This window comes from Micromonospora sp. NPDC049203 (assembly GCF_043197215.1).
In the GTDB taxonomy this organism is placed as follows: domain Bacteria; phylum Actinomycetota; class Actinomycetes; order Mycobacteriales; family Micromonosporaceae; genus Micromonospora.
Window position 1 is genome coordinate 706690 of sequence record NZ_JBICSV010000002.1, and the last position, 15496, is coordinate 722185.

At 71.8% G+C, this 15496-nt stretch carries 16 protein-coding genes; 3 read left to right on the forward strand and 13 right to left on the reverse strand.

What is annotated here, in order from left to right; all coding sequences use genetic code 11:
* Nucleotides 1-11: 11 nt before the first annotated feature.
* Genes ACGFIA_RS07595 through ACGFIA_RS07610 form a run of 4 tightly spaced genes read right to left on the reverse strand, consistent with a single transcriptional unit; the run spans nt 12 to nt 4105 of the window.
* Nucleotides 12-953 (reverse strand): carbohydrate ABC transporter permease, encoded by a 942-nt coding sequence (locus ACGFIA_RS07595; protein ID WP_120569017.1) that lies wholly within the window; start codon nt 951-953, stop codon nt 12-14.
* Between the two features lie 22 nt (nt 954-975).
* Nucleotides 976-2388 carry an N-acetylglucosamine/diacetylchitobiose ABC transporter substrate-binding protein gene (gene ngcE / locus ACGFIA_RS07600; protein ID WP_357388075.1) on the reverse strand — a complete coding sequence of 471 codons (1413 nt, stop codon included), beginning with the start codon at nt 2386-2388 and terminating at the stop codon, nt 976-978.
* Nucleotides 2389-2411: 23 nt separating this feature from the next.
* The gene (locus ACGFIA_RS07605) at nt 2412-3161 is read right to left on the reverse strand and encodes an SIS domain-containing protein (protein WP_357388073.1); all 750 of its coding nucleotides are present in this window, start codon (nt 3159-3161) and stop codon (nt 2412-2414) included.
* Nucleotides 3158-4105: a MurR/RpiR family transcriptional regulator gene (locus ACGFIA_RS07610; RefSeq protein WP_357388072.1), complete on the reverse strand. Its 948-nt coding sequence runs from the start codon at nt 4103-4105 to the stop codon at nt 3158-3160. Before ACGFIA_RS07610 ends, ACGFIA_RS07605 begins: the two co-directional genes overlap by 4 nt.
* A 157-nt stretch (nt 4106-4262) precedes the next feature.
* Between ACGFIA_RS07610 and ACGFIA_RS07615 the strand changes: the two genes are divergently transcribed.
* On the forward strand, nt 4263-5252 hold the full coding sequence (locus ACGFIA_RS07615) for an N-acetylglucosamine kinase (protein WP_393259103.1): 990 nt from the start codon (nt 4263-4265) through the stop codon (nt 5250-5252).
* A 352-nt stretch (nt 5253-5604) separates the two neighbouring features.
* Here the strand turns inward: ACGFIA_RS07615 and ACGFIA_RS07620 are convergent, their stop codons facing one another.
* From ACGFIA_RS07620 to ngcE (ACGFIA_RS07650), 7 genes are all read right to left on the reverse strand, one after another.
* Nucleotides 5605-6036, reverse strand: a complete 432-nt coding sequence (locus ACGFIA_RS07620; RefSeq protein ID WP_357472527.1) for an SRPBCC domain-containing protein — start codon at nt 6034-6036, stop codon at nt 5605-5607.
* Nucleotides 6029-6349, reverse strand: a complete 321-nt coding sequence (locus ACGFIA_RS07625) for a metalloregulator ArsR/SmtB family transcription factor (RefSeq protein ID WP_357388066.1) — start codon at nt 6347-6349, stop codon at nt 6029-6031. The genes ACGFIA_RS07620 and ACGFIA_RS07625 overlap by 8 nt, the downstream gene beginning before the upstream one ends.
* Nucleotides 6342-6713, reverse strand: coding sequence for a VOC family protein (locus tag ACGFIA_RS07630; protein ID WP_393259106.1), 372 nt, complete (start codon nt 6711-6713; stop codon nt 6342-6344). The genes ACGFIA_RS07625 and ACGFIA_RS07630 overlap by 8 nt, the downstream gene beginning before the upstream one ends.
* 84 nt (nt 6714-6797) lie before the next feature.
* Nucleotides 6798-7397 (reverse strand): hypothetical protein, encoded by a 600-nt coding sequence (locus ACGFIA_RS07635; RefSeq protein ID WP_393259108.1) that lies wholly within the window; start codon nt 7395-7397, stop codon nt 6798-6800.
* Nucleotides 7398-7482: 85 nt separating this feature from the next.
* On the reverse strand, nt 7483-8397 hold the full coding sequence (locus ACGFIA_RS07640) for a carbohydrate ABC transporter permease (protein ID WP_357388060.1): 915 nt from the start codon (nt 8395-8397) through the stop codon (nt 7483-7485).
* Entirely contained in the window at nt 8394-9302 is a 909-nt protein-coding gene (locus tag ACGFIA_RS07645) for a sugar ABC transporter permease (RefSeq protein WP_357388137.1), read from the reverse strand. Before ACGFIA_RS07645 ends, ACGFIA_RS07640 begins: the two co-directional genes overlap by 4 nt.
* Nucleotides 9302-10717, reverse strand: coding sequence for an N-acetylglucosamine/diacetylchitobiose ABC transporter substrate-binding protein (gene ngcE, locus ACGFIA_RS07650; RefSeq protein WP_393259110.1), 1416 nt, complete (start codon nt 10715-10717; stop codon nt 9302-9304). The genes ACGFIA_RS07645 and ngcE (ACGFIA_RS07650) overlap by 1 nt, the downstream gene beginning before the upstream one ends.
* A gap of 163 nt (nt 10718-10880) precedes the next feature.
* On the opposite strand from ngcE (ACGFIA_RS07650), the gene ACGFIA_RS07655 reads away from it, so the two are divergent.
* Nucleotides 10881-12281, forward strand: coding sequence for an acyltransferase (locus tag ACGFIA_RS07655; RefSeq protein WP_393259112.1), 1401 nt, complete (start codon nt 10881-10883; stop codon nt 12279-12281).
* 3 nt (nt 12282-12284) lie between these two features.
* On the opposite strand, the gene ACGFIA_RS07660 is transcribed toward ACGFIA_RS07655, so the two are convergent.
* Nucleotides 12285-13580, reverse strand: coding sequence for an aspartate aminotransferase family protein (locus ACGFIA_RS07660; protein WP_393259114.1), 1296 nt, complete (start codon nt 13578-13580; stop codon nt 12285-12287).
* 152 nt (nt 13581-13732) lie between these two features.
* Here ACGFIA_RS07660 and ACGFIA_RS07665 point away from each other — a divergent pair, with 152 nt between their 5' ends.
* On the forward strand, nt 13733-14686 hold the full coding sequence (locus tag ACGFIA_RS07665; protein ID WP_393259326.1) for a hypothetical protein: 954 nt from the start codon (nt 13733-13735) through the stop codon (nt 14684-14686).
* 57 nt (nt 14687-14743) lie between these two features.
* On the opposite strand, the gene ACGFIA_RS07670 is transcribed toward ACGFIA_RS07665, so the two are convergent.
* Nucleotides 14744-15436 (reverse strand): Tat pathway signal sequence domain protein, encoded by a 693-nt coding sequence (locus ACGFIA_RS07670; protein WP_393259116.1) that lies wholly within the window; start codon nt 15434-15436, stop codon nt 14744-14746.
* Nucleotides 15437-15496: the final 60 nt, after the last annotated feature.

A 15496-nucleotide genomic window follows, 5' to 3' on the forward strand; every position in this document is an offset into this window, starting at 1 on the left:
TCCAGACCTCCTCAGTACTCGATCCGCTCACGGCGGGTGATCCTCAGCTGGAGCGCGGCCAGCAGGATGGTGAAGATGGCCAGCGCGACGGCGATCGCGCAGGCGTAACCGAACTGGCCCTTCTGGAACGCGTTGAACTGGATCACCGAGGCGAAGATCTCGCTGGCGTGGTTCGGCCCGCCCTGGCTCGGCGTCATGACGAAGACCAGCGCGTACATGTCCAGCGCGATGAAGCCCAGATACACCCAGGCGACCGAGATGCTGTCCCGCAGCAGCGGCAGCGTCACCTTGAAGAACGTGTGGAACCGGCCCGCGCCGTCGAGGATCGCGGCCTCGTAGATGTCCTTCGGGATCGACTGCATCGCGGCGGAGAACAGCACCATGTAGAAGCCGGCGCCGCTCCACACCGCGATGAACAGCAGCCACCACAGCACCGCCGGTACGCCGAGGAACGGCTCCGGGTCGGCGGTGAAGGCGATCGGGTTGTCCGCGTCGACCAGCCCGATCTTGATGAGCAGGCCGTTGATCAACCCCTGCCCGTCGGTGCGGTAGATCTGCTGCCACATGACGGCGATGACCACCAGCGACAGCACCTGCGGGAAGAAGAAGATGACCTTGTAGATCCCGGAGCCGAACACCCCGCGGATGCCGGCCCTGTCCTCGCGTCCGCCCACGTTGAGCAGGAACGCGAGGAACAGGGCCAGCGCGATCGTGAACAGCGGCACGGTGACCAGGAAGAACACGTTGTGCCAGAACGCCTTCCGGATCAGCTCGTCGGAGAACAGCCGGACGTAGTTGTCCAGCCCGACGAAGCGCTGGGAATCGGAGTACCCGCCCCAGTCGGTCAGCGAGTATCCCGCCGCCTGGGCGAACGGCCACACCACGTAGAACAGGTACAGCGCGACGGGCAGGGCCAGGAAGCCCGTGACGAAACGCGCGACTCCGTGCCGCATTTGACTCACTTCCTCGCGGTGATCAGGCGGTGCGGGTCTGCTTCTTGATCGACGAGTCCTTGGCGACCTTGTCGGCGGCCGCCTGCATCTTGTCGACGAACTGCTGCGCGGTCAGGCGGCCGGCCATCAGCTCCTCGGAGAGGTTCTGGCTCTCCTTGTCCAGGTCGGCGTAGAAGTCCGGGAACTTCACCGAGATCAGGTCCGAGCTGCCGTTCTTCATCAGCGAGTTCGCCGACGCCAGCGCGGTGTCCTGGACGTTGTCGCCGGAGCCCTTGGTGGACGCCAGCGACTTGGTCAGCTCGGCGAACTTCGCCGAACCGGCCTTGGAGAGGATGGCCCGCAGGAACTCCTTCGCGGCCTCCTTGTTCGGCGCCTTGCTCGGCACCACGAAGCCCTCGCCGGAGGAGGCGAAGACGTCCTTGGCCGCCTTGTCGCCGCTCTTGCTCCAGTAGTCGGAGATGGTCATCTCGAAGCCCGGCGGGATGGTCGCGGCCATCTCGTTCTTCAGCCAGGTGCCGACCTGGATGAAGGCCGCCTTGCCGTCCAGGAACGCCTGCTGCGACTGGGTGTGGTCGAGCTTGCCCGGCAGCAGCAGCTTGTCCTTGACCAGCTTCTCCCACGGCTCCAGCGCCGCGACGATGCCGTCGGCCTTCCAGGCGCCGTCCTTCAGGTTGTCGATGTCGACGACGGCCTGCTTGCCGACGGCCTTCCAGATGCTGGCGAACAGCGCCCAGCGCGGGTAGTAGCCGTGCACCGCGTCGTGCACGTACGGCGCCATGCCCTTGGCCTTGATCTTCGGCGCGAGCGCGAAGAACTCGTCCCAGGTGGTCGGCGCCGTCCACCCCTCCTTCTTGAACAGCGCGGCGTTGTACCAGTTGCCCCAGACCGTGTACGCGACGTTGACGACGTAGAACTTGCCGTTCTGCGTACCGTCGGCGACCGTGCCCGGCAGCAGGCTGTCGGCCACGGTCCCCTCGCTGTCCCAGGCCGGCGCGGTGAGCAGGTCGTCCAGGGGCTCGATCGCGCCCTCGTTGATCAGCGTGCTGCGGTCCATCATGTCGGCGCCCGAGTTCATCACCAGGTCGCTCGGCTGCGTCGCCATCTTGGGCTGCTCTTCGGTCTTGATCTTCTGGGTGGAAGACATGTTGACCGTGACGTTCGGGTGCTTGGCGTTGAAGACGACCTTGTCCTCCTTGGCCCACTGGTCGCCCAGGCCACCGTTGAACACGACCACCTTGACCGCGCTGCCGTCCTTGACGCCGAACGGGTTGTCCTTGCTCTTGGCCGCGCCGCCGCCGTCGGACTTGCTCGGCTCGCTGCCGGCGCAGGCGCTCAGCAGACCCGCCGCCGGTACGGCCAGCAGACCGGCCGCCGCAGCCCGCCGCAGCAGGGTCCGCCGGCTGACGTCGCCGAACTTCTCGGGGGAAACCGACATGTTGTCTCTCCTTGTGGGTCGGGTCAGGCGGTCCGCCGGAGACGCCCGGCGTACCGCGACTCGAGGGCGAGGTTGTGCTCGTCCCCACCGGGGACGTTGGCGGAGAGGTAGACAGGGGGTACCTCTCCGGCCTGGTGGAACCGTCGTACGACCTCGGCGGTCAGCAGCTGCGCCAGCAGCGCCGCGGTGACCGAGGAGACCGCACAGACCGCGCCGCCGCCCTCGAGCGGCAGCAGTGCGTCGCCGTACGGCGCGCCGTTGTCCAGCACGACGTCGGCGAGGTCGGCGAGCCGGTGCCCGGAGGGGTGCCGAGGAGCTACCCGGGCGGTGTGCTCGACCGAGGTGACAGCGATCAACTGATGGCCGCCGCGCTTGACGAGCGTCGCCAGCTCGACCACCGAGCCGTTGATGCCGGACTGCGAGGCGACCACGAACACGTCCTCCGGCTGCGGCGCCGCCAGCGCGTAGAGCTGGTGCGCCACGGCCGGGTCGCGTTCCAGCTTCGGGTCGGCGAGCACGTCGCGGGGCGCGTCGCCGTGCAGCACGAGGTCGTGCAGGGAGATCCGGTTGGCGGGGACCAGGCCGCCGGCCCGGGCGACCAGTTCGGCGGCGAACGCCTCCGAGTGGCCGGCGCCGAACGCCTGGAGGACGCCGCCGGCGCGCAGTCCGGAGGCGATCAGGTCGGCCGCCCGGTCCACCGCGACGGCCTGGCTGTCCACCAGCCGGTCGAGGACCGGGCGGACCGCCTCGGCGTACCGCTGGGCGCTGATCATGAGAGGGACCCCTTCGCGGCTTTGTGCCCGTCGACGGCCTGGGCGGTACGCCGGAAGGCCGCGTGGGCACGGTCGTGGGTGCGCTGCGCCACCGCGATGTAGAGCAGGTCGAGGACGACGAGCTGCGGGTGCCGGGCGGAGAGCGCGTCCGGCCGGAACGTGGTCGCCTGGCTGGCGGTGACCAGCACGATGTCGGCCAGCTCGGCCAGCGGCGAGCGGGGGAAGCCCGTCAGCGCGACGGTGGTGGCCCCGCGACTGCCGGCCTCGGCGAGCAGCTCGATCGTCTCCCGCGTCTGCCCGGTGTGCGAGATGCCCAGCGCGACGTCCCCGGCGCCCAGCAGCGCGGCGCTGGCGAGTCCCTCGTGCACGTCACTCCAGGCCCACGCGGCGACGCCGATGCGGTGCAGGCTGAACTGCATCTCCTCGCCGACGAGCGCGCTGCCGCTGGCGCCGAAGATGTTCACCCGGCTGGCCGCGGCGATGGCGAGCGCCGCGCGTTCCACCTCGGCCAGGTCGAGCAGCGCGGCGGTGTCGTGCATGGCGCGCGTGTCGGCGGCCATGATCTGGTCGAGCACCCGGGAGAGCGGGTCTCCGGGCTGGATCTCGCGTCCGATGTCGACGGTCCAGCCCGCCGAGCGGGCCCGGCCGGTCTCGGCGGCGATGCCGAGCCGCAGGTCCGCGTACCCCTCGAAGCCCATCGCCCGGCAGAACCGGGTGATGGTCGCCGGTGAGGTGCCGCTGCGCTCGGCCAGCTCGACGATGGTGGCACGGGCCGCCGCCTCCGGGTCGCTGAGCACGTGCTCGGCGACCCGGCGCAGCGCCCCGGTCAGCTCCCCCGTGCCGGCCCGGACCCTGGCCAGCACCCCGTCGGCGCCCAGCCGGTCGGCCGGGCCGGCATCGACCACCGCGGTCGCCGCGGAAGTCTCCACCTCGTGCTCGGCCATCGGCGTAAGCCTTTCGGAAAAGAGTGTTAACTGTTAGTGGTAAAAGTTCTTACTGAAGGCCCCTCCGTGTCAAGGGCGTGGGTGAAGTTTTCAAACTGTTACCTCCCGCGAGGCCGCGATCTTGCGTCCGGCGACGCGGCCGACCAGCATGAGTTCCATGTCGGACACCGTCGTGGTCGGCCTCGACGTCGGGGGCACCTCCACCCGCGCGGCAGCGCTGGGCCTCGACGGCGCGCGACTGGGCGCCGGCCGCGCCGGCGGCGGCAACCCCACCAGCCACGGCGCCGAGCGAGCCGCCGCCGAGCTGCTCGCCGCCCTGCGCGCGGCGCTCGCCGACATCGACCCGGCTCGGGTACGCGCCGGCGTGATCGGCCTCGCCGGGGCCGGCCGCCTCCTGGCCGACCCGCGCGGCCGGGACGCGTTCGACCAGGCGTGGGCCGAGGCGGGGCTGCGATGCCCGTACGCGGTGCACGGCGACGCGCTCGTCGCCTACGCCTCCGGCACCGCCGCGCCGGACGGAACGGTGCTCGTCGCCGGCACCGGCGCGATCGCCGCCCAGGTACGCGACCTGCGGCTGGACCGCACCGCCGACGGCCACGGCTGGCTGCTCGGCGACGCCGGCTCCGGGTTCTGGCTCGGCCGTGAGGCGGTCCGGCGGCTGCTGGCCGACCTGGATCGTGCCGAACCGCCCGGTGACCTGGGCCGCCGCGTGCTGGCGGAGCTGACCGGCACGACCGAGGTGGACGACGCGCCCCGCGCCACCGCCGCAGCCGTCGTGCAGGCGGTCACCCGGCGACCGCCGGTGGAGCTCGCCCGGCTCGCGCCGCTCGTGGTGTCGTCGGCCCGCGACGGGGAGCCGGCCGCCGTCGCACTGATCGCCGAGGCGGCGGCACTGCTGGCGGAGAGCGTGTCCCGTATCCGCCCACCCGGCGCGACCGACGCCGTGGTGCTCGGCGGCGGACTGCTCACCGGCGACACGCCGCTGGCCGGCGCGGTACGCGCGGAACTGGCCGCACGCTGGCCCGGCGCACCGCTGCACGGCGCCGGGGACGGTGCCGCCGCCGCGGCCTGGCTGGCCGCCCGCGACCTGCCCGAGGTCGCCGACCCGGTGGCACTGCACGCCCGCCTGGTCCCCCCACCCGCCTGACCCGCCCGGCACGCCCCTGACCCGCCTGCTGCCGCCGCCTGCCGCCTGCCGCTGCCGCCGGACCGCCCCGCGCTGCCGCCGGACCGCCCGCGTTGCCGCTGGACCGGCCGACGGGTGGAACGCCATGGGCGCCATGGCCCCGGTTTGACACCCGTGGCGTTCCACCCGCCCCGTGGCTGCCGCGGACGGCCTCGGCGAGTTGTCGTCCGGCGGGCGGTGCGCGGCGTCAGGCTTCCTGCCGAGCGGAGAGTGACGACGACTCACGACATCTGCCGCGCCGTCCTGCGGGTTCGGTCGCTTCCGCGCTCAGCTCGACAGGCGACCGCGAGCACCCCACCGGGCACGCGAAGGGTCAGGGCAGCGCGGCCAGGGTGCCGGCGAGGCGCGTCCAGACCCGGGTACGCCAGCCGCCGTCGAGGACCGTGAAGGTGCGGCGCTGAAGCGGGTCGTCCGGGTCGAACCCGGCGTGCTCCAGGAACAGGCGGGTGCCCCGCCCCTCGGGCACCAGCGTCCAGGTGACCACGGTGTCGAGCGTGCCGCCACGCCAGGCCCACCGCATCCGGCGCGGCTCGTCCAGTTCCAGCACCTCACAGTGGACCAGCCCGTCGAACCGCCGGCCGGGTCGCGGCTCGGTCCGGAGCGTGAACCGGTGCCCGGGCACGGGCCGGAAGTCGTTCGGCATGAGCCAGCGTTCGATCAGATCGGAATCGGTCAGCGCACGCCACACCTTGGCCGGCGGGTGAGGCAGGAACCGGTCCACCGCGATGCGGGTCGGCTCACTCATCCGGCATCGTGTCCAGCACGTCGCCCAGGCTCGCCAGCCGCTGCCGCCAGAACCGCTCGTACGGGGTGAGCCAGTCGGCCAGCTCCCGAAGCGGCTCCGGGCGCAGCGCGTAGACCCGCTGCCGCCCGACGGGCTGCTCGGTCACCAGCCCGGCGTCCTTGAGCACCCGCAGGTGCTCCGACAGGCTGGGACGACGCATCTCGAAGCGGTCGGCGAGCCGCCGCACCGGCTGCTCCCCCTCGTCGCGGAGCAGCCGCAGCAGTTCCCGCCGGGTCGGGTTGGCCAGCGCCGTGAACACGTCCGGCTCAGACATGCGTCTCCTGCAGGACGAGCCCGTTGCCGTCCGGGTCGGCGAAGGTGACGTAGCGCCCCCAGGGCGCGACCTGGACGCCGTCCTCGGCGAACGCCACGCCCCGCTCGCGCAGCCGGGCCACGTCCGCGTCGAGGTCGTCGGTCTCCAGCACCAGCCCGCGCAGCGAACCGGCCGGCATGCTGTCGAACCAGGTGACGAGCGTGAGCGTGGTCGTGGCGCCCGCGGGGGCCACCTGGACCAAGCGACCGGCGGGCATCGGATTGTCGCGGACCAGGTCGAGACCGAGAACGTCGACGTAGAAGTCACGCGCCCGGTCCTGGTCGCTGACGGGCACCGAGAGGATCTGCACGTGGGTGACGGACATGCCGCAAGAATAGGTAGGAGATTTCCTACCGGTCATGCGGCACGCGGGCCGGCCGGCTCGACCCGGCCGGCCCGCGTCGCATGCTCAGGCGTTCGGATTGCCCGGCTGCCCCGGGTGCCAGCCCTGCGGAGCCTGCTGCCCCGGATGCGGCGGGTACGCCGCACGCTGCTGCGGCACCTGACCGGGGTGCCCCTGCGGCGCGCCGTACTGCACGGGCTGTCCCTGCGGCGCGCCGTACGGCGCGGACTGTCCCTGCGGCGCGCCGTACTGCGCCGGCTGCCCCTGCGGCGCGGCGCCGTACGGTGCCGGCTGGCCGTGGGCGGGCCCGAACGCCGGGCCGGGCTGACCGTGCCCCGCCGCCGGGTACGTGCCCGGCTGCTGCGGCGCGCCGGCGAACTGCTGCCCACCGGCGAACTGCTGTGCGGCGGCCTGTTCGCGTGCCTCCTTGCGCGCCTTCACCGCGCGCACGATCAGCAGGATCGGCAGCACGAAGACGTAGAAGAAGATCCGGTAGCTGTCGCCGTCGAAGAGGAACAGCAGGTAGAAGCCGTACCCGAAGAAGGCCAGGCCGATGACCACGTTGAGGATCCGGGAGCCGGTCCCCTGTTCCTTGACCACCGCGCCGACGACGACCATCGCGATGCCGCCGAGCATCAGCAACAGCGTGTAGAGGAGGAAGAACATGATATTCCTGTCGATAGACGAGCGTGCCGGCTCACCCTAGGTCAGCTCGATCTCTCCCACTGCCCCGTTGCCTGTGGCAACCACCTCACTTGAGCTGCCCGGCGGTCAGTCCGGACTGGACCTGACGCTGGAACGCCACGTACACCACGAGCACCGGCAGCACCGCGATGGTCAGGCCGGCGAACAACTGGGCGTAGTCACCGGCGTAGCCCTGGCTGACCGCGAGTGAACTCAGCCCCTGGGCGAGCATCCGGTCCTGCCCGTCGCCGGGCAGCAGCACCTGGGGCAGCAGGAACTGGTTCCAGTGACTGAGGAAGTTGAAGATCCCCACACTGATCAATCCCGGTCGCGCCATCGGCAGCATCACCCGGAAGAAGAGCCGGAAGTGCCCGCACCCGTCGATCAGCGCCGCCTCCGCCACCGACGTCGGCAGCGTCCGGAAGAACGCGGTCAGGAAGAACACGGTGAACGGCAGCGAGTACGCGGTGTAGACCAGGATCAGGCCGGGCCAGGTGCCGAGCATGCCGACGCTGCGGACCACGAAGAACAGCGGGACCAGCGCCAGGAAGACCGGGAACATCATGCCGCCGACGAACAGGTAGTAGACCACCTGCCGGCCGCGGAACTCGTAGCGCGCGAAGACGTACGCGGCGGTGGCGCCGAGCAGCATGGTCAGGCTCAGCGAGCCGGCCACCACGACCAGGCTGTTGAAGAAGAACCGGCCGATGTGGGCGGTGGTCCAGGCACGCGTCCAGTTGTCGAACCGCAGCGCCTCCGGCAGGCCCCACGGCTCGGCGACGATCTCGCCGTTGGTCTTGAGCGAGCTGAGCACCATCCAGGCCAGCGGCAGGACCGTCATCGCCGCCCAGAGCAGCAGGAAGCCGTGCGAGAAGACGTTCGCCACACCCAGCTCGCGGCGCGGCGGCCGGTCGCCCGGTCGTGCGGCGCCGGCCGGGACGGGAGCACCGGCGGTCGTCGTACCGGGATCCACTGTGGTCACGAGTACTCGATCCGATCACGCCGGGCGGTGCGCAGCGCCAGCACCGCCACCGAGAGGGTCAGGAAGAACATCGCCACGCCGATCGCCGACGCGTACCCGAACTTGTTCTCGCTGCCGAACGACGTGTCGTACATCCGCAGCCCGATCACGTCGGAGGAGAAGTTCGGCCCGCCGTTCGTCATGAGCTGGACCAGGATGAAACCGTCCAGCGCCGCGATGGCCAGGTAGATCCAGGCGACCTGGATGGTGTCCCAGAGCAGCGGAATGGTGATCTTCCGCAGCATCGTGGTGCGGGACGCGCCGTCGAGCAGCACCGCCTCGTAGATGTCGCGCGGGATCGCCTGCATGGCGGCGCCGAAGAGCACCACGTAGAAGCCGACGTTGCTCCACACCATCACGGCCAGCACGCACCAGAACGCGAAACGCGGGTCGCCGAGCCAGGCCGGCGTGGCCAGCCCGACGGCGCGCAGGGCGCCGTTGAGCAGGCCACTGGTCGGGCTGTAGATCTCCTTCCAGAGCAGCGCGATGATCACCACCGAGAGCACCTGCGGGAAGAAGTAGACGAGCCGGTAGACCGAGGTGCCCCGCACCCCGGTCACCCCGGCCCGGCCCTTGCGTCCGCCCATGGTGAGCATGCTGGCGAAGAACAGGCCCAGCGCGATGGTCACCACCGGCACCACGGCGAGCAGGATCGCGTTGTTCTTCAACGCGTTCCACACGTACCCGTCGTTCAGCAGCGTGCGGAAGTTCGCCAGGCCGACCGGGTCGGCCTGCGCGGAGTAGCCCATCCAGTCGGTGGTGGAGATCTGAAAGGCCTGGAGGTACGGCGAGAGCACGAAGATGCCGTACAACGCCAGCGGGGGCAGCAGGAACGTGAGGATCAGGGGGTAGCGGCCCTGTCGCATCACGCCGACCGCTTGTACTTCTTGACCGAGCTGTCCTGCGCGATCGAGTCGGCGCCCTTCTGGCACTGGTCGAGGAACTCGGCCGGGGAGATCCGGCCGCTGAAGAACTCACCACAGGCCGCGTCGACCAGGTTGCGCTCCAGCTTCCGGTAGTAGTTGTTGTAGACCCAGTTGAAGCCGTTGGACCCGGACGCGTCGAGCGCCTTGACCACGGTGCTGAGCCCGTACGGCAGGTCGATGCCCTCGGTGGCGCCGGCGACCACCGGCAGGCTGGCGACCTTCTTGGTGAAGTCCTGCGCGCCCTTGCGGGAGAGCATGGTCCGGAAGTACTCCAGGCCACCGGCGACGTTGCGCGCTTTCGCCGGCACCATGAACGGCTCGCCCGCGGTGCCCCGGATCGCCTCGTACGGCAGCTTGTCGCCGCTGCCCAGGCTCGGCGTCGGCGCGACTGTCATGTTGAAGCCGGGCGGCGTGACGTCCTTCTGCTCGCTCTCCAGCCAGGAGCCGCAGGAGATGAACGCGGCCTTGCCCTGGCACCAGGCGGTCTGCGACTGCTTGTGGTCCAGGCCCGGGGAGCCGTCGAGGATGAACTTGTCCTTGACGATCTGGTGCCAGGCGTCGGCGGCGGTCTTCATGGCGTCCGACTTCCAGGCGTTCGGCTCCAGGTTGTCGATGGCCAGCGCCACAGACGGCCCGCCGAGCTTGATCGCGGTGGAGATCAGCGGCCAGCTCATGTAGCGGGGGTGCACTCCGGCGTACGTCCAGGGGGCGATGCCCGCGGCCTTGATCCGGCGGCAGAGCGCGATGTGGTCGTCCCAGGTCTTGGCGTCCTCCCAGCCACGGTCGGCGAACAGCTTGGTGGAGTGCCAGATGCCGTAGACCGTGTAGGTGTAGTTCAGCACCAGGAACCGGCCGTCGTAGGAGCCGACCTCGACGGTGCCCGGCAGCAGCGTGTCCTTGACCGTCTTGCCGGGCGTGTCGAGGCTCGGCGCGGCGAGCAGCTCGCCCAGGTCGGCGAGCGCGTTCTGGGAGACCAGGCCGTTGAAGTCGATCTGGCCGGCGCCGGAGTTGTTCACCACGTCGGGCGGGCTGCCGTCGACGAAGCGGGGCTGGAGCGTCTTGCTGATCTCCGCGGTGGCCGAGTGCTTGATCTGCGCCTTCGGGTAGCGCTCCTTGTACATGGCCTCGTGGGCCTTGGCGTAGTCCTCCCCGAAGCCACCGTTGAAGATCACCACCTCCAGCGGGGCTTCCTCGGCGACGCCGAGCGGGTTCTGCTCGCTCTTGGTGCCCTTGTACGCGCCGCCGTCGCCCTTGTCGTCGCCACCGGAGGTGGCGCAGCCGGCGAGCAGGCCGGCGGCGGGGGTGGCCAGCAGACCGGCGGCGGCGCTGCGCCGTAGGATCTCACGCCTGTTCATCGCATCTCCTCGGTCCGGGTACGCGCGGTGAGCACCCTGTCGCTTGTCTTCACAAGACGCATTTGCAATGAAGAATTTCTACGACAGTGCGGCGGGGACCACAAGCCCTCTCGACCGATCCGTTATCCGTACCGGTCCGGGCCGGCTGGCCTAACCTGAGCCCATGCGCCGCCTGCGGCAGCTCGCGCAACGCACGCCGCCGGGGCGGGAGCGCTACATCGACCTGCTCCGGGCGCTCGCCATCACCATGGTCGTGCTCGGCCACTGGGGCGTGACAGTAATCGGGTACGACCACGGCCGCCCCGCCGGCCACTCCGCGCTGGGCGACCTGCGCTGGGCCTGGCCGCTGACCTGGGTGGCCCAGGTGATGCCGGTGTTCTTCCTGGTCGGCGGCTACGCCAACGCCGCCTCGCTGGCCGCCCGCCGGCGCCGGGGCGGGTCGGCGGCCGGGTGGCTGGTGGACCGCAGCGCCCGGCTGGTCCGGCCGACCACCGTGTTGCTGCTCGTCCTGGCCGCCGGGGCGGGAGTCGCCACGCTGCGCGGCGCCGACCCGGCGCAGGTGCGCGCGGTGGTCTGGTTCGCCACCATCCCGCTGTGGTTCCTGGTCGCCTACGTCGCGGTGGTGGCGCTGACCCCGCCGATGTACGCGCTGCACCGCCGGTTCGGGCTCGCCGTGCCGGTGGCGCTCGTGGTCCTCGTCGCGCTCGGCGACCTCGGCCGGCTCCTCGGCCCGGCCGCGCTCGCCGACGGCAACTACCTGTTCGGCTGGCTGGTCGTCCACCAGCTCGGTTTCGCCTGGTACGACGCCGCCCGGGCGGACACCCGCCGGACCGGCGACGCGGCCGGCGCCGGAACCCGGGGCCTGTTCCGCCGCCGGCTGCCGCTGTCCCGCCGCGCGGGCGCGGTCCTGCTCGGCGGCGGCCTTGTCGCGCTGCTGCTGCTCACGGTGCTCGGGCCGTACCCGGTGGCGATGCTGCACGTGCCGGGCGAGCGGCTGGACAACGCGGCGCCGCCGAGCCTGGCGCTGATGGCCACCGCCGCCGCACAGCTCGGCCTGATCCTGCTGCTGCGCGGCCCGGCCGGGCGCTGGCTGCGCCGGTCCGGCCCGTGGCAGGCGGTGCTCGCGGTGAACGCCGTGGTGCTCACCCTCTTCCTCTGGCACCTGACCGCCGCGGTGCTCCTCGTCGGCCTGCTGGACGCGCTCGGCGTGCTGCCCACTCCCCCGGTCGGCTCGGCGGCCTGGTGGGCGTGGCGCGTGCCGTGGCTGCTCGCGCTCACCGCGGTGCTGGCCGTGCTGGTCGCCGTCTTCGGGCCGGTCGAGGCCCGCACCCGCCGCCCGGCCCCGACCGGGCCGGCCGGGGCGAACGGCCGGCGGCTGCGGGCCACCCTGGCCGTGGCCGGGTACGCGGGCGTGCTGGCCGGTCTGCTGCTGAACAGCCTCGTGCCCAAGGCCGCCCAGGAGCCGCTGGGCCTGCCCGCCCCGGCGCTCGTGGCGTACCTGGCCGGGGCGGGTCTGCTGCGGCTGCTCAGGTCGGGGCGGGCGGGCCGGCGCCGGCCGGGTTGACGCTCACGCCCCGATCGCGGCGCTGATCGCGTCGACCAGGATCGCCAGGCCCTCCCGGGCCTCGTCCTCGGTGAGCGTCAGCGGCGGGCCCATCCGGATCACGTTGCCGCAGAGGCCGCCCTTGCCCACCAGCAGGCCGCCCGCGCGGCACGCCTCGAAGACGCTTGTGGTCAGCGCCGGGTCCGGCTCGACGGTGCCCGGGTGGACGAACTCGACGGCGAGCATCAGCCCCTTGCCGCGTACCTCGGCGACCTGGGCCAGTCCGGCGGTGGCCGCGCGCAGGCCGTCGCCGAGGATCGCGCCGACGCGGGCGGCGTTGCCTTGGAGATCGTGGTCGAGCAGGTAGTCGAGCACCGCGTTGCCGGCTGCGGTGGAGACGGGGTTGCCGCCGAACGTGGAGAAGCTGATCGCCGGCACCGACTCCAGCACCTCGGCGCGACCGACCACACCGGCCAGCGCGAAGCCGTTGCCGACGCCCTTGGCGAAGGTGAGCAGGTCCGGCGTCACGCCGTGTGCCTGGTAGCCCCAGAAGTGCTCGCCGGTACGGCCCCACCCGGTCTGCACCTCGTCGCTGATCAGCAGGATGCCGTGCTCGTCGAGCACCTTCTTCCAGGCGGCGAACAGCCCGTCCGGGCCGTGCACGAAGCCGCCCACGCCCTGGACCGGCTCGGCGATCAGGCAGGCCACGTCGCCGGTGGTCTGGGTGGCGAGCACCTCGCGCAGGTCCTCGACCGCCGCGTCGACCCGGTCGGCGGCGTCGAGCCGGGCCAGCAGCCCGCGCAGCCGTTCACCGGAGTGCAGCCAGGCCACCTGCAACGGGTTCAGGGCGCTGGCCGACCAGCCGCGGTTGCCGGTGACGCCCATTGTCGCGTACGTCCGGCCGTGGTAGCTGTTGCGCACCGCGAGGATCTGGTGCGAGCGCCGGTGGTTCGTGGCCACGAGCAGCGCCGCCTCGTTCGCCTCGGTGCCCGAGTTGGTGAAGAAGACGCGGGCGTCCGGGATGCCGGAGAGCCGGGCGATCTTCTCGGCCAGCTCGACCTGCTGCCGGATCAGGTAGAGCGTGGAGGTGTGCACGAGCCCGGTCCGCAGCTGCCGTTCGACCGCCTCCCGGATCTCCGGGATGTCGTGACCGACCATGGTGGTCAGCACCCCGCCGAAGAAGTCCAGATAGGTCCGGCCGGTCGCGTCGGTGACCCGGCGGCCGGAACCGGCCACCAGTTCCAGCGGTTCGGCGTAGTAGAGCGGCATCCAGGACGGGAGCACGGCGCGGTGCCGGGCCAGCAGGTCGTCGGAGGTCATCGGCGCACCCTTCAGCGGAGGTGGATCCCCGCACGCTCCCACCACCACCGGGGCCGGGACAACAGGCGACGGACGGGAGGCCCGTCCGATCCGCGTCCCGGCCGGTGCGGGAGCGGTCCGGCGGTAGCATCCGCCGGGTGCGTACGGATCAGGTGACACTGCCGGGCGGCGCGACGCGCGCGCATCTGCTGGCCGAGGTCCGGTCCTGGGTGGAGTCGGCGCCGGTGCGGCGTCTGGTGTCGCACTTCGGCGGCGACTGGCCCGGCGGTGATCTGGCGGCGGTGCTGGCCGGGCTGGACGCGTTCTCCGCCCGCCGCTGGGACTTCCGCCAGGGCCGGGAACGCCCGGACGCCCGGGAGCCGGCGTTCGATCCGGCCACCGCCGCACTGGTGCTGAGCGCCGCCGAATCGCTGGGCCTGGTCCGCTCGGTCGCGCCGGCCCGATCCGGGTACGCGCACCTGTTGGTGCTCGGCGGGCTGGCGCACGCCTGCCTGCGGCGCACCGCGTACGCGGCGGTGCTGGCCCGGACGGTGGCCGAGGTGTCCGGCGAGGTGGCGGTGCTGGGCAGTTTCCGGCCGCTGTCGGCGGCCGAGTCCCACACGCTGGACGCCGCCGGGCTGTCCGGCTGTGCCACCGAGGTGGACGTCCTCGACGCCGGTGTGCGGCTGGCGTTCGGCGTGACCGGGCCGGACGACGAGCGTGGCGAGCCGGGCGGTCATCCGCACCGGGCCTGGTCCTCGCGCACCTACCGGCCGGCCGGGTCGCCCCCGGTACGGGTGCTCGCCGCGCCGTCCAGCGAGCCGGACCGCCGTCGCGCGCACACCGCCGACACGCAACGGTTCTGGGCCGAGCACGTGCGGCTGCGCGCGGACGACCCGGTGCTGATGGTGACCGCCCCGATCTACGTGCCGTTCCAGCACTGCGACGCGCTGCGGACGCTCGCCGTGCCGTACGGCTGCGGCGTCGAGACCGTCGGGGTGGATCCGGCCGCACGCGCCGTCGTCGACCTACCGGAGCCGGCCCTGACGCCGGGCCGCTACCTCCAGGAGATCCGGTCGGCGCTGCGGTCGATGCGAGCGCTGCACGCGACGCTGACCGCCGGCTGACCGGCTCATGGGCCGGTGCCCGGCGAATCCGCCGCGCACCGGCCCGGGAGCCGGGTGTCAGTTGACGTAGACCGCCGGGCTGCCGGTCTTGCTGGTGTCCTTCACCGGCGAGTACGACGCGGTGAAGTACGCGGTGCCGAAGCACAGCGACGGGCCGGAGAACTTGGTCAGGGGCTGGTTGGTGAAGCTGATCGAGTTGGTGGCGTTCGACGCCGTGCCGGTGAGCGAGTTCGTGCTGGTGCGGTAGACGCAGGTGATCGTTCCGAGCAGCGAGTTGAGCACGACGGTGCTCTGGATCGGCGCCGCCGCCGTCCCGGAGATCTTGACCACACCGGCGCTGGTCACCGAGGTGGTGTACGGCAGGTTGTTGACGGTCACGCTCTTTACGCCGGTGGTGCCGATGACGTTTGTCGTGCAGCTGGTGAACGACTGTGCGGTGAGGCTCTCGGTCGCGGTGCCGGGTGCGGTCGGGTTGGTCAGCACCTTGGCGCTGAAGGTGGACGCGGCGCACTTGATGCCGGTGGTGCCGCTGGACGAGGAGTAGAACGTGGCGTTCGTACCGCTGCGCAGGCTGGCCTGGATGACGTCGCCCACCGACACGGCGGTGCCGCCGACGGTCGGGTAGGTCAGCACGGCACTGGCGAGCGAGGTGGCGGGGGCGGGGGCGGCGGTGGCGGGAGCGGCGCCGACCAGACCGGTCAGCAGCGTCAGGGCCGCGAGGCCCGCGCCGATGCGTCCGTACCTGGGCATGGTTGTTCCTTCCGGCGGTGGGACAGGTGCCGGCGGCGTCCCGATTGGACGGAGCCGGTG